General features: G+C 35.1%; 12 protein-coding genes. 7 read left to right on the top strand and 5 right to left on the bottom strand.

What is annotated here, in order from left to right:
• Window positions 1-90: 90 nt before the first annotated feature.
• The 4 genes from P178_RS0109655 to P178_RS0109640 form a co-directional block, all read right to left on the bottom strand.
• The gene (locus P178_RS0109655) at window positions 91-1,248 is read right to left on the bottom strand and encodes a formimidoylglutamase (protein ID WP_027066042.1); all 1,158 of its coding nucleotides are present in this window, start codon (window positions 1,246-1,248) and stop codon (window positions 91-93) included.
• Window positions 1,249-1,309: 61 nt separating this feature from the next.
• Window positions 1,310-3,814, bottom strand: coding sequence for a type I DNA topoisomerase (gene topA, locus P178_RS0109650; protein WP_027066041.1), 2,505 nt, complete (start codon window positions 3,812-3,814; stop codon window positions 1,310-1,312).
• A 202-nt stretch (window positions 3,815-4,016) separates the two neighbouring features.
• Window positions 4,017-5,285, bottom strand: a complete 1,269-nt coding sequence (locus tag P178_RS0109645) for an LVIVD repeat-containing protein (protein ID WP_027066040.1) — start codon at window positions 5,283-5,285, stop codon at window positions 4,017-4,019.
• 74 nt (window positions 5,286-5,359) lie between these two features.
• Complete coding sequence (locus P178_RS0109640; protein WP_027066039.1) at window positions 5,360-6,088, bottom strand: hypothetical protein; 729 nt, start codon at window positions 6,086-6,088, stop codon at window positions 5,360-5,362.
• Between the two features lie 150 nt (window positions 6,089-6,238).
• Here P178_RS0109640 and miaB point away from each other — a divergent pair, with 150 nt between their 5' ends.
• From miaB to groL, 7 genes are all read left to right on the top strand, one after another.
• Window positions 6,239-7,684 (top strand): tRNA (N6-isopentenyl adenosine(37)-C2)-methylthiotransferase MiaB, encoded by a 1,446-nt coding sequence (gene miaB / locus P178_RS0109635; protein ID WP_027066038.1) that lies wholly within the window; start codon window positions 6,239-6,241, stop codon window positions 7,682-7,684.
• 20 nt (window positions 7,685-7,704) lie between these two features.
• The gene (locus P178_RS0109630; protein ID WP_027066037.1) at window positions 7,705-8,991 is read left to right on the top strand and encodes a sigma-54 interaction domain-containing protein; all 1,287 of its coding nucleotides are present in this window, start codon (window positions 7,705-7,707) and stop codon (window positions 8,989-8,991) included.
• A 21-nt stretch (window positions 8,992-9,012) separates the two neighbouring features.
• Window positions 9,013-9,534 (top strand): LptE family protein, encoded by a 522-nt coding sequence (locus P178_RS0109625; protein WP_027066036.1) that lies wholly within the window; start codon window positions 9,013-9,015, stop codon window positions 9,532-9,534.
• Window positions 9,535-9,539: 5 nt separating this feature from the next.
• Entirely contained in the window at window positions 9,540-10,652 is a 1,113-nt protein-coding gene (locus P178_RS0109620) for a hypothetical protein (protein ID WP_027066035.1), read from the top strand.
• A gap of 6 nt (window positions 10,653-10,658) precedes the next feature.
• Window positions 10,659-11,018 (top strand): preprotein translocase subunit SecG, encoded by a 360-nt coding sequence (secG, locus tag P178_RS0109615; RefSeq protein WP_027066034.1) that lies wholly within the window; start codon window positions 10,659-10,661, stop codon window positions 11,016-11,018.
• Between the two features lie 143 nt (window positions 11,019-11,161).
• Window positions 11,162-11,440 carry a co-chaperone GroES gene (gene groES / locus P178_RS0109610; protein WP_027066033.1) on the top strand — a complete coding sequence of 93 codons (279 nt, stop codon included), beginning with the start codon at window positions 11,162-11,164 and terminating at the stop codon, window positions 11,438-11,440.
• A 118-nt stretch (window positions 11,441-11,558) separates the two neighbouring features.
• A complete protein-coding gene (gene groL / locus P178_RS0109605; protein WP_027066032.1) occupies window positions 11,559-13,187 on the top strand; it encodes a chaperonin GroEL in 1,629 nt (542 codons plus the stop codon).
• Between the two features lie 420 nt (window positions 13,188-13,607).
• Here groL and P178_RS0109595 read toward each other — a convergent pair whose 3' ends face one another.
• A complete protein-coding gene (locus P178_RS0109595; protein WP_027066031.1) occupies window positions 13,608-13,970 on the bottom strand; it encodes a heavy-metal-associated domain-containing protein in 363 nt (120 codons plus the stop codon).

Raw genomic sequence — 13,970 nt, 5'->3', positions numbered from 1 at the left:
TCAGAATACAATAAATTATTCTAACAACTAAAACTAGGTTTTATATAAAATATTGTATTAAAGTCTTTTAATGCTTTAAAAAAAATAATGTTAATTAAAGCCTTTCTTGTAGGCCTTAAACCACCTTTCAGGAATCTGTTGATTACATGCATCTAAATAATCCTTCTCGGTGCAAGGTAATAACGCTGGTGTATGAGCTTTAGTATGTGAAGTAAAAATAGATGGAACCTCTGTCCACCATCTTTCTGTTAATAAACTTTTGTAGAACACCAATTCTTCATCTTCGCTAGGTACGTTATACTTAACAAAGTCATCGGTTTTGGTATATGGAGATTCTTTAATTCTAAAATTGATACCTTCTATGAAGTACCATATTATCTGCGCTATCAGCTGTTGTGACTGTACGGTATTCTCCATTTCGTACAATCCAAAAACAGATACTTTATCACTTATTCCTGCATATCTAGAAATAGCACAGATCTCTCTACCGTTAAATCCGTTAGGAGAAAAATTTGCTGATAAAGAAATTTCACTTGCTTTAACTGATCGCAAATCTAAACTAACCATATGTGCATTTCTAAGCACAGGTTCCGCTAAAGAAATATCATTTGCAACTTCTCCAAGTCTATAGGCGTCAAAAAATAAACGCTCCATTAAATCTATTTCTTCTTGTGCGTTAAAATAACTTTGATAGCCAATATTTGAGAAATTAAATAGATTATTGGGCTTATCGGTTATAATCTTGCTCATGTAAGAATGTGAAGATATGAGCTCATCTTCTATTCCAAAATCGAACCTACTATCTATCGCTACCAGGTTGATCATATCTCTAATACCGTCAAAAGCTCTATATGCTGGATAGGTAATATCTTGAGTTGCCCCAAGTATAATTGGTATAATATCTTCTTCTAATAAGCCAGCCACAACTTCTTTGACGACAAAATAAGTATCGTCCACAGTGGCTCCTTCTTCAATATCGCCCAGATCTACTATAGTAGCATTCCAGTTTCCTATTAAAAGCTTGTAGAATTGTAATCGTATTGCAGAGACATCTAACTTCTCATGCTTTTTTTCATATGCATTTCTTGATTCCCTTACCCCTACTATAGCTACCGTGGCATTAGCCAACACCGGTAAACCATCCTTTTCGGTATGTATATAGGTGTTTTTACCAATAGATTGACTTGGCAATAACTCATTATGGGCTAAAACTTTGTCCGATACCGGAACTAAAAAATCAAAGGCCATTTATTAAAGGGTTTTGGAAATCATAAAAATACTATACTTACTCTTTTGACCTAAAATTAAATTACTTTTTTGACTTAGGTTTAGCTTTTGCCTTTTTCTTTGGAGTTTTTTTCTTCGGAGTCTTTGCCTCAATCAACTTCTGAGCTTCTTCTAAAGACATATTAACAACATCGACAGTTTTAGCCAATTCTACCTTGATTTTGCCTTTTATTACATTATGACGGCCCCATCTCGCTTTTTCTATACGAATGCCTTCTTCTTCCCAGTTATGTATAACCTTATCTATCTCTTTTTGTTTCTTAACTTCGATAAGCTCTATAATATCGTCGTTAGATAAATTGTCAAAATCGTATTTTTTGTTCACGTTAATGAACATGCCATTCCATTTAATGAACGGTCCAAATCTACCGGTGCCTTTGGTAACCTCCATGTCTTCATACATGGCAACCGGCGCATCTGCTTTTTGTTTAGCAATAATAAGTTCTATTGCTCTATCCATCTCAATTTCAAAAGCACTTTCGCCTTTATCCATAGAAATGAATTTTTCACCAAATTTCACGTAAGGTCCAAACCTACCTACATTGGCTAAAACCTCTTCTCCTTCATAAACCCCTAATTTTCTTGGAAGCTTAAAAAGATCCATTGCCTCTTCATAAGAAATAGTATTCAAAGACTGCTCTGGCAATAAACTTGCGAACGTCGGTTTTTCTTCATCATCAACAGTACCTATTTGTACCATTGGCCCGAATCTACCTAAACGTACAGAGACTTGTTTTCCACTTTTAGGATCCTTACCTAATATTCTTTCTCCACTTGCACGGTCTGCGTTTTCTTCTACATCTACTACATTAGGATGAAAATCTTTATAGAAGTTCTTCATCATTTTCTTCCAATCTTCATCACCGGAAGCAATTTCATCAAAATCTTCTTCTACTTGAGCAGTAAAATTATAATCTAAAATGTTTGCAAAATTAGTTACCAAGAAATCTGTAACAATCATACCGATATCTGTTGGTACCATTTTACCTTTATCTGAACCTACATTTTCGGTAAGATTCTTTTCTTGTATCTTATTTGACTCTAAAATAAGCTGTTGATATTTACGCTCCTTACCTTCTATAGTACCTTTTTCAACATAACCTCTATTAAGAATGGTAGAAATTGTTGGGGCATATGTAGAAGGTCTACCAATACCTAATTCCTCTAACTTCTTAACCAAAGATGCTTCAGTAAATCTATAAGGTGGTCTTGTAAAACGTTCTGTAGCCGATATAAAATTATTTAAAAGACGTTCGCCATCTTTCATAGCTGGCAACATACCTTCTTGTTCTTCGGCAACATCTTCATCATCTACACCTTCCATGTAAACTTTTAAGAAACCGTCAAACTTAATAACCTCACCATTTGCAGTAAACTCTTCTGAATGCTTGCTAGCCTTAATCCTTACATTGGTACGCTCTAATTGGGCATCGCTCATTTGAGATGCAACCGTACGTTTCCATATTAGGTCGTATAATTTAGATTGATCACGCTCCAATGATGGAGATTGATTACCCATATCTGTAGGTCTGATGGCTTCGTGAGCCTCTTGAGCTCCTTTAGACTTACCAGTAAAGTTTCTAGTTTCGCTATATTCTTTACCGTAATTTTTAATAATCGCTTCTTTTGCAGATGTCAATGCCTCATTAGAAAGATTAACACTATCCGTTCTCATGTAGGTAATTAAACCTGCTTCATATAAACGTTGTGCTACCTGCATAGTTCTACCTACAGAAAAGTATAATTTTCTTGATGCCTCTTGCTGTAATGTAGAAGTTGTAAAAGGTGCTGATGGTGATTTCTTAGCAGGCTTTTTATCTAATTTACTTACCGAAAAATCTGCAGAAATATTCTTCTCTAAAAAAGCTTTTGCTTCTTTCTCTGTAGCGAAGGTTTTATTCAATTTGGCAGAAAAAACACTACCTGCTTCCGTTTGAAATTCTGCTGCTATTTTAAATGAAGCTTGTGGCTCAAATGCCTCAATAGCTCTTTCTCGTTCAACTATTAACCTTACAGCAACAGATTGAACACGACCGGCAGAGAGTCCCGGTTTAATTTTTTTCCAAAGTACTGGTGATAATTGATAACCCACCAAACGATCTAAAACTCGTCTAGCCTGTTGTGCGTTTACAAGGTTGTAATTAATTTCACGCGGATTTTCAATTGCTTTTTGAATGGCGGCTTTTGTAACCGAGTTAAAAACGATTCGTTTTGTCTTTTTCTTATCTAGACCTAGCTCTTCTGCCAAGTGCCAAGAAATAGCTTCTCCCTCTCTATCTTCATCACTCGCGAGCCATATAGTTTCTGCTTTATCAGCAAGACTCTTCAGCTTTTTAACTAAAGCCTTCTTGTCTTTATCAACTATATATTTGGGTGTAAAATCGTTATCGACATCTACTCCCAACTCTTTTGAAGGTAAATCAGCAATGTGACCAAAGCTCGATTCAACCTTAAAATCTTTTCCCAAAAACTTCTCTATAGTTTTGGCCTTTGCAGGAGACTCAACAATTACTAAATTTTTCGCCATCAACCTTGTTTATACCTACAAATGTATACTAAAAATTGAACTTTAGAATTTTGGAGATTTATTTTTCCCCATATTTCAACAGAGTTTAGCTTGTAAAATCATGAATTTCATTACTATACCCAAGCTTTAAAATTTATCAATACTATTCTTCAAATAAAAAAGGGTAGCTAAACTAGCTTCCCTTTTTTATCATTTAAAAATTTTATAATTCAAATGTGCTTAGCAATCTAATATCATTATTTATATACTCATATTGATACAACAATCCATCTCCTATCATCAATAGAGATGAAGATAACGGAATTACATCATAAGCTACAATATCTTCAAAAGTATTTATTAAAGTAATATTAGGAGCATTACTTTTATCGTATACTTTTAAACCAGACGCTCCATCACATATAAATAAGGTACCCTCTTTAATACCTAATCCGTTTGGTCCATCCATCGGATAAATAACTTTTAACTCTGGATTTTCTAAATTGGCGATATCTATCACATATAATCCGCTTTCTGTATTCCCACAGAAACCACCACCTTTCAAAGTTACATATGCATATTTACCATCTACTACCACAGGATCGCAAGCGGTGCCATGCCTAAACTCTGAAATAAACTTGGGTTTTTCTGGATTCTCTATCCCATATATATACATGCCTTGCGAACCTCCTATAAATAATATATTACCTTGACTATATATAGTTTCTATATCCCAAGCTACTTGAACATCATCTAAAATTTTCACATTTTCAACATCTTCAATGTCAAAAATGTTGATGTCGCTATAATCAACTACATACAGATAATCTCCTATTATTTTGAAGCGAGCTAATGACCCTCCTTGACCTACGGATGGTTGAGGACTTTCACTATAATTTTCAGATGCATCGGAATTAAGGCACACATCGCAATTAAACTGCTCTTCATATTCGGAAACAAGTCTTCTCTCTGTTCTTACCTCCCAACCTGTTACTATATCCTTATCGTAATCTATATCGCCATAATCGTAAAAATCCGCTTGTGGAAATTCAATCGTTGAAAGCCAGACATCATTATTATATATTGCATTTACAATTCTACTTTGTATAGAAATATTATTGATATCTGAAATATCAAAAATCACCAAATCCCCATAACTATCTGCGTACAGTTTATCATCCTTGATGGAAATATCAAAATTGCCTTCTAATTTTATGAATGCAATACTTTCTGGTGATGATGGGTTTTGATTGTCAATAACGTGAAAACCTTTGTTCACATCATTTACAAAAATGTAGTCTCTATAAGCATAAATTTTACCTGATGATTCAATAGGAATTGGTTCCATAACATCAACCGCTTCTGCTTTAAAAGAGATCACATCTTGTAAAATTGGTCGAGCTACTTGATAATTTTCATACGGTCCATCATCATCACAAGACACCAATACGGCTAAAGCAAAAGTGCATAAAACAAAAACTAAATTCCTCATAGTTTTAAAATTAGGTGGTTACACCAGTAAGATGCGAATAACGGCGAATAGTTGCGTTATTGACAAATTCAAGTTTACACCTCTTGATTAAAACCTACTCCGTCTTTATACATATAATATGCTGGCACTTTACCTAACATTGCAGTAAACAGCACACCTACACAACATAATACGAAACCTAATTGCGCCACAAAAGCGGTTACGAATACTAGACCAAATATCACTAACCAGTTTTTGTTACCTAGCGTAAAGCTAGCCTTCACCATTTCTAATGGAGATAATTCATTTGAAAATGCTAAAAAAGCTGGTATTAATGAAACAGGAACCATTACATAAAACATACCTACCCCGCAAGCTAGTGCTCCAAGAATAGAAAGTCCAAAAGTATATAAAGCAAGAATGAACACTTTGCCCAAACGCCCTTCTTTAAAATAAAAGAAATAATCATCGCTAGTTTCATCTCCAATATCTTTTTGCCTACAGATTCTTAAAAAAGCAGCATTTAACGCTAATGCAAATGTCGTAGCCCCAATAACAAAAACTGGAACAAGTATACTCATTGCAATAGCAAGCAGTGGTGGAAATTCATTATGCTGAAGTGCTTCTGGATCAGTTATACCCATTGCAATCATAGGAATATACATAACTATATAAAACGGCAGAATTACTACAAAAGTTAGTAATAAAATAATGAAGCCTTGCAACCATACTTTCTTAAAAAGGTCAAAAGACCTGCTGAATATGGAGCCAAATTCTAAATCTGGCTTCATTTTAATTTGTTGTGTCAAGTTTTCTAAATTCATAAGTATTAGTGGTTATATTAAATGCTAAAACTAAATAATTTTTATACTGAAAGCTTAAACTATCCCTAAATAATCATGCCATCTTGTCATATTTTTGATTATAGTAGTATCTTTGTCTTCCAAAATATTTTATTGCAACGTATTACAAAAATGGAGAAAACCATAGACGAAAATGTGCAGGGCACAACTTTGGTAGTTGAAGGAAAAGAAGTGAACAAACGTAATCTATATATTGAAAGTTACGGTTGTGCCATGAACTTTTCAGACAGTGAAATTGTAGCTTCTATATTAGCGACTGAAGGTTTTAACACCACCCAAACGTTAGAAGAAGCCGATTTAGTACTTGTAAACACATGTTCTATTAGAGATAAAGCAGAACAGACCATACGAAAAAGATTAACGGAGTATAATAAGGTAAAGAAATCTAGACCTCATTTAAAAGTTGGCGTATTAGGCTGCATGGCAGAACGCTTGAAAGACAAACTTTTAGATGAAGAAAAAATAGTGGACATGGTCGTTGGACCAGATGCCTATAAAGATTTACCTAACCTTATAAAAGAAATAGATTCCGGTAGAGATGCAGTCAACGTTATTCTTTCTAAAGATGAAACATATGGTGACATTTCTCCTGTTAGACTAAACACTAACGGTGTTACCGCTTTTGTTTCCATTACCAGAGGATGTGATAATATGTGTACATTTTGTGTGGTTCCTTTTACAAGAGGTCGCGAACGCAGTAGAGACCCACAATCTATTTTAGCCGAAATAAGTGAACTTTCGCAAAAAGGATTTAAGGAAATTACGCTTCTAGGTCAAAACGTAGATAGTTATTTATGGTATGGAGGCGGACTTAAGAAAAACTTTGAGAATGCTTCTGAAATGCAAAAAGCCACAGCTATAGGTTTCTCTAAACTATTAGAAATGGTAGCATTGGCGAACCCAAAAATGCGTATTCGCTTTTCCACATCTAATCCACAAGACATGACTTTAGAGGTGATTAGAACGATGGCAAAGCATAAAAATATCTGTAATCATGTTCATTTACCGGTACAAAGTGGTAGTAACCGAATTTTAAAGGAAATGAACCGTTTGCACACCATTGAAGAGTATTTTGAATTGACCGATAATATTAGAAAAATTCTTCCTGGGTGCTCTATTTCACAAGATATTATTACTGGTTTCCCAACTGAAACCGAAGAAGACCATGCCGCTACATTAAGAGCTTTAGAATATGTGAAGTATGATTTTGGTTATATGTATTCATATTCTGAAAGACCTGGTACAATGGCCGGAAGAAAGATGAAAGATGACGTACCTGAAGTAACTAAAAAAAGACGCTTATCCGAAATTATAGCCTTGCAAAGAAGCCACTGTCAGTACAGAACTGAAAAGCATCTGAACAAAGTGCAAGAAGTTTTAATTGAAGGAACCTCTAAAAAGTCCGAAGATGAGTGGATGGGCAGAAACTCTCAAAGCACTGTGGTTGTTTTTCCAAAAGAACAATACAAGGTTGGTGACTTTGTAAACGTACAAATTAACGATTGCACTTCTGCCACCCTTAAAGGTGTAGCAGTTGGGTATTCTGATAACAATTAACTTTATAGTAGCCATTTTATATGGAAAGCATACAAAGTATAAAACAACGTTTTGAAATTATAGGGCAAGACCCAAAGTTGAACCGCGCACTTGAAAAAGCAATGCAAGTTGCCGCAACCGATATTTCGGTGTTGGTAACTGGTGAAAGTGGTGTTGGTAAAGAAGCTATCCCTAAAATCATTCATTCACTTTCCCATAGAAAGCATGCAAAATATATAGCAGTAAACTGTGGTGCCATACCAGAAGGCACCATTGACAGTGAACTTTTTGGACATGAAAAAGGCGCATTTACAGGTGCAACACAAACAAGAAGTGGTTATTTTGAAGTTGCCGATGGCGGTACCATATTTTTAGATGAAGTTGGCGAACTACCATTAACTACACAAGTACGACTTTTACGTGTTCTTGAAAATGGTGAATTTTTAAAAGTTGGTTCCTCTCAAGTACAAAAAACCGATGTACGTATTGTAGCGGCTACCAATGTAAATATGTTCGAGGCGATCAAGAAAGAGCGTTTTCGCGAAGATTTATACTATCGTTTAAGCACCGTAGAAATCAACATTCCACCATTGCGAGAACGACAAGATGATATTCATTTATTATTTAGAAAATTTGCATCAGATTTTAGTCAGAAATACAAAATGCCTACCATAAGGCTAGATGACCAAGCAGTATCTTTATTAATTAAGTACAGATGGCCAGGTAATATTCGTCAGCTAAGAAACATAGCAGAACAAGTTTCGGTGCTAGAGGAAAATAGAGCTATAACAGCCGCTACACTACACGGTTACATACCTAATAATAATACCAGTAATTTACCCGCAGTAGTTTCCAATTCTAAATCTGAAAGTGATTTTAGCAATGAAAGAGAAATACTTTACAAAGTATTGTTCGACATGAAAGGTGACCTAAATGACCTTAAAAAGCTAACGATGGAGTTGTTGAAAAACAATGACTCAGAGAAAGTTCAAAAGGAGAATGAAAACCTTATTCGAAAAATTTATGGGAACGAGGACGAAGAAGATGCTGATATTGAACATGACAGCCAAGAAGAAAAGGCCATGAATGTTTTGCATTTACCTGAACCTAAAAAGGAAGAACCTACGTTTATTCAAGAATCATACGAAGACAAATATCATTTTGCAGAAGAAATTGAAGAGGAAGAAACTCTATCTTTACAAGAGAAGGAAGTTGAATTAATTAAAAAATCTCTTGAACGAAATAGAGGAAAAAGAAAAGCTGCAGCCACGGAACTAGGTATTTCTGAACGCACGCTTTATCGAAAAATAAAACAATACGACCTTTAATATAAAATGAATCCCATTTCAATGAGATCCCTAAAAAAAGCTATTCTTTATATCTTACCTCTAACCCTTATTTTTAGTTGTGGTATCTACAACTTTACAGGTGGTAATGTTGGTGAAGCAAAAACATTTCAAGTAAACTATTTTCAAAATTATGCAACCCAGAGTCCGGGTTCAACTTTTGAACCTGGTGTTGATAGAGATTTTACGTTAGCGTTGCAGGATAGAATTCTGAACCAGACCAGTCTGGACCTTATTTCATCTGGTAATCCAGATTTACTTTATGAAGGAGAAATTACGGAGTATAAAATTTCACCCATGTCTGCAACTGCGGCACAAACAGCGGCACAAAACAGACTTTCAATCAGAGTCAAAGTACGCTTCTACAATCAACTGAAAGAGGACGCCGCTTTTGACCAAAGTTTTTCTTTCTTTTATGATTATCCAGCTGACACGCAATTAGCTACTATTAAAAGTGAAGCTCACGAAATAATTTTCGAAAGACTGACACAAGATATTTTCAACGCCTCATTGGCAGATTGGTAGGCTATATGAACGTTAAGGACTTTACATATTTTCTAGAACATCCTACCAAAGTGGTAGAACCTATTCATACCAAACACCTAGAAGATATTATTGCAGAATACCCTTATTTTCAGGCTGCACGAGCTCTTCATTTAAAAGGACTTAAGAACTTAAATAGCTATAAATACAATAAAGCCCTAAAAACAACCGCTGCATTCACCACTGACAGAGATGTTCTTTTTGATTTTATAACCTCTAAAGACTTTTTACATCAGAATTCAACTTATAGCTATGTTGAAGAAAAAGAAAAAATTAAAGACGTTGTAATTATTAACGAAACTGAAATTGACCCAGAAAAGAATGATATTGAAGTTTCCACGACAATAGAGAAAGCAACTATCGAAGAAGATACTGAAATAGCCAATGTAGACATTTCAACAACCGAAATAGAAGTTGCAGACGCTGAACCAGAAGGGAATTACGCCGAAGAATCTGTAGTCAACCCCTTAATAGCACCTTCTGATGACAAGCCCTTACCGCAAGACGAACATGACGCCGATCAAATACTAGATCCTGAATTATTTCAATCTAAAGATCCTGCGAATACAGAGGAAGAAAATGCATTGGATATAGGAAAGCCCATAACTTTTGACGCTAAAGAGAAATATTCCTTTTCAGAATGGTTAAGCTTAGCTTCTAAACAACCATTAGAAAAATCTGAGAAAGAGAAAACTATTGTTGACGATATTGACTCTAAAGAACCAATTGCCGAAGCTCCTATAGAAAAAGTTGAGGAAAAGACTAAAGAAAAGAAAGTAGCTTTAAAACCAGTAAAAAAACCTAAAGTTAAAAATGAAACCATTAAAAAGAAATACGATCGTATTGATAAGTTCATCGCTTCAAATCCTAAAATAGTACCAACAGAACAACAGAGTGTTAGTGTAGATATTTCTAAGTCTTCAAAAATTGACAATAACGAGTTAATGACAGAGACTTTAGCACGGGTTTATCTTGAACAAAAAAAGTATAAAAAAGCTATTCAAGCTTTCAAAATTTTAAGTTTGAAATATCCAGAAAAAAGTAGTTTCTTTGCAAACCGAATTAAGGCGGTAGAAAAATTACGAAAAGATAATAAATAATATAGAATGAGTACATTTTCAATTTTCCTAATACTTATCATAGTCGTTTGCTTATTGTTAGTATTAGTGATTATGGTACAAAACCCAAAAGGTGGCGGACTTTCTTCTTCATTTGGTGGAGGAGGAAACCAAGTAGTTGGTGGAGTTAAAAAAACAGGTGACTTTTTAGATAAGAGCACATGGACTTTAGCGGGTTTATTAATAGTTTTAATCTTAGCATCTAACATTGCCCTTAAAGGTAATTATGGTGACGTAGATTCTAAATTATTACAAGGCGATGACATCGAAACAGTAGTGCCAGAAACACTACCAGAAGAGGTTACACCTCCTGCAACAAACCAAGCTACACCTTCGGATAGTTTATAGAATTATTTACAACATTATATTTAAAATGCCAGCTTATGACAAGCTGGCATTTTTTGTTTCCAATTTGTCAGGAAAGAGGCAATGGCATAATTTCTGCCTTTACTTACACACAAAACTAAAAATCAATTTAAAAATTAATAATTATGGCTAAAGTTAATATCAAACCATTGGCAGACCGAGTTCTTATTGAGCCAATGGCAGCTGAAACTAAAACTGCGTCTGGACTTTATATTCCTGATACTGCAAAAGAGAAACCACAAAAAGGTAAAGTTGTAGCAGTAGGTCCTGGTACAAAAGATGACAAAGTTACTGTTAACGTTGGTGATACTGTTCTTTACGGTAAATATGCAGGTACCGAATTAAAGTTAGAAGGTAACGATTACTTAATGATGAGAGAAAGTGATATTCTTGCTATTATCTAAATAGCAATTGGCTAAAGGTTTATTTCCTTGGCCTTTTAATTTCACGAGATTTACTAATTAATAATTTTCTTGATCCTAAGCATTATGTTTAAGATCAAAATCTAAATAAAAATTAAAAATGGCAAAAGATATTAAGTTTGACATAGATGCAAGAGACGGTCTTAAAAGAGGTGTCGATGCATTGGCAAATGCTGTAAAAGTTACATTAGGACCAAAAGGTAGAAACGTAATTATCAGTAAATCATTTGGTGCACCCCAAGTAACCAAAGATGGTGTTACTGTTGCAAAAGAAATTGAATTAGCTGACCCATTAGAAAATATGGGCGCACAAATGGTTAAAGAAGTTGCTTCTAAAACCAATGATTTAGCTGGTGACGGTACTACTACCGCTACAGTTTTAGCACAAGCTATCGTTAAAGAAGGTTTGAAAAACGTTGCTGCAGGTGCAAACCCAATGGATTTAAAAAGAGGTATCGATAAAGCTGTTGAAGCTATCGTTGCTGATTTGGCTAAACAAGCTAAAAAAGTTGGTGATTCTTCTGAAAAAATTAAGCAGGTTGCTTCTATTTCAGCTAACAATGACGAAACAATTGGTGAATTAATCGCTCAGGCTTTCGGTAAAGTTGGTAAAGAAGGTGTTATTACTGTTGAAGAAGCTAAAGGAACTGATACGTATGTTGATGTTGTTGAAGGTATGCAATTCGATAGAGGTTACCTTTCTCCATATTTTGTTACCGATTCTGAAAAGATGGTATCTCAATTAGAGAACCCTTACATCTTGTTGTTCGACAAGAAAATTTCTTCAATGAAAGATTTACTTCCTGTATTGGAGCCAGTTGCTCAATCAGGAAAACCTTTATTGATTATTGCTGAAGATGTTGATGGTGAAGCATTAGCTACATTGGTAGTAAACAAATTAAGAGGTTCTTTAAAAATTGCCGCTGTTAAGGCTCCAGGTTTTGGTGACCGTAGAAAAGCAATGTTAGAAGATATCGCAATCTTAACCGGTGGTACCGTTATTTCTGAAGAAAGAGGATTCTCTCTTGACAATACTACTCTTGATATGTTAGGTACTTGTGAAAAAGTACAAATAGACAAAGACAATACTACTATTGTAAATGGTGGTGGTGTTGCAAAAGATATCAAAACAAGAGTTAATCAGATTAAATCTCAAATTGAGACTACTACTTCTGATTATGATAAAGAAAAACTTCAAGAGCGTTTAGCTAAGTTAGCTGGTGGTGTTGCCGTACTTTATGTTGGTGCAGCTTCTGAAGTTGAAATGAAAGAGAAAAAAGACCGTGTTGATGATGCCTTACATGCAACGAGAGCTGCAGTTGAAGAGGGTATCGTAGCTGGTGGTGGTGTTGCATTGGTTAGAGCAAAAACTGTTCTTTCAAAAGTAGCTACTGAAAACGAAGATGAAGCAACAGGTTTACAAATTGTAGCCCGTGCAATTGAAGCTCCTTTAAGAACTATCGTTTCTAACGCTGGTGGTGAAGGTTCTGTAGTAATTGCAAAAATCCTTGAAGGTAAAGGAGATTACGGTTATGATGCTAAATCTGAGAAATATGTTGAGATGATGAAAGCTGGTATTATTGATCCTAAGAAAGTAACTAGAGTAGCATTGGAAAATGCAGCTTCTGTTGCCGGTATGATCTTAACTACCGAATGTGCGTTAACTGACATTAAAGAAGATACTCCTGCTGGTCCACCAATGGGTGGCGGTATGCCAGGAATGATGTAGTGACGAGCCGTCACAGCCAATAATTAATTGGTTTGCGCAGTCAGTATAAATTAAAACCGCTCTTGAAATATCAAGAGCAGTTTTTTTGTGCGCCACTTTTACAAACAAAAAAACCACCTTCTTTATTTACAGAAGGTGGTTTTCATGTCCAAATGGTAAGCCTACCCGTAGGCTAGTACCGACTACTTCTTTCTAGGAGCAGCTTTTGGAGCAGCCTTTTTTCCAGCTTTTGCTGGAGCAGGCTTTGCAGCTGGTTTCCCTGCTGATTTTGCTTGTGCCATTAGTATCGAATTAAAGATAAACTTAAGCTAATGTATTTCAGATTTTGATTCGTGATAATCACGTTGGCAAAATATTAACTAAAACTTTTTAAACAATTTATAGCAGTTAAAAACACCTCAATAATTACTAGTACTTCGACTAGTTTTTATGAAGCGCACCATCGTCAGAATTATCTTCTCTATACAAACAGCATGGGTGTACGCTATTGTAAGCTTCATCTGTTGCCTTCAATTCTTTAGTATCATGACCAACGGCTACAATTGCTGTTTTAATCTTCATAGCATCAGTTTTACGCTCATCCATAATAACCGCTAACTGATGGGTAGGAATATCCCAATTTGCATATTTTACTCCCTTTACATTTAATGCAGCCTCTTCAATACGTTCTTTACACATGGCGCATTTACCATTCACATCAAAAGTCATTTTCTTATTCTTGTCCTGTGCATAGGTTACCACAGCAATTAATATCATTGCGAAGGATAAAATAGTTGTTTTCAT

The sequence above is a fragment of the Maribacter sp. Hel_I_7 genome (genome assembly GCF_000688315.1).
Classification (GTDB): Bacteria; Bacteroidota; Bacteroidia; order Flavobacteriales; family Flavobacteriaceae; genus Maribacter; species Maribacter stanieri.
The sequence above is the reverse complement of the archived record's forward strand: the minus strand, read 5'-3'. Positions and strand labels throughout refer to the sequence as shown.

Coding starts and splice junctions, on each gene's coding strand:
- P178_RS0109620 (WP_027066035.1), top strand. CDS start 9,540: ATGAACGTTAAGGACTTTACATATTTTCTAGAACATCCTACCAAAGTG.
- miaB (WP_027066038.1), top strand. CDS start 6,239: ATGGAGAAAACCATAGACGAAAATGTGCAGGGCACAACTTTGGTAGTT.
- topA (WP_027066041.1), bottom strand. CDS start 3,814: ATGGCGAAAAATTTAGTAATTGTTGAGTCTCCTGCAAAGGCCAAAACT.
- P178_RS0109595 (WP_027066031.1), bottom strand. CDS start 13,970: ATGAAAACAACTATTTTATCCTTCGCAATGATATTAATTGCTGTGGTA.
- P178_RS0109655 (WP_027066042.1), bottom strand. CDS start 1,248: ATGGCCTTTGATTTTTTAGTTCCGGTATCGGACAAAGTTTTAGCCCAT.
- P178_RS0109625 (WP_027066036.1), top strand. CDS start 9,013: ATGAGATCCCTAAAAAAAGCTATTCTTTATATCTTACCTCTAACCCTT.
- groL (WP_027066032.1), top strand. CDS start 11,559: ATGGCAAAAGATATTAAGTTTGACATAGATGCAAGAGACGGTCTTAAA.
- groES (WP_027066033.1), top strand. CDS start 11,162: ATGGCTAAAGTTAATATCAAACCATTGGCAGACCGAGTTCTTATTGAG.
- P178_RS0109630 (WP_027066037.1), top strand. CDS start 7,705: ATGGAAAGCATACAAAGTATAAAACAACGTTTTGAAATTATAGGGCAA.
- secG (WP_027066034.1), top strand. CDS start 10,659: ATGAGTACATTTTCAATTTTCCTAATACTTATCATAGTCGTTTGCTTA.
- P178_RS0109640 (WP_027066039.1), bottom strand. CDS start 6,088: ATGAATTTAGAAAACTTGACACAACAAATTAAAATGAAGCCAGATTTA.
- P178_RS0109645 (WP_027066040.1), bottom strand. CDS start 5,285: ATGAGGAATTTAGTTTTTGTTTTATGCACTTTTGCTTTAGCCGTATTG.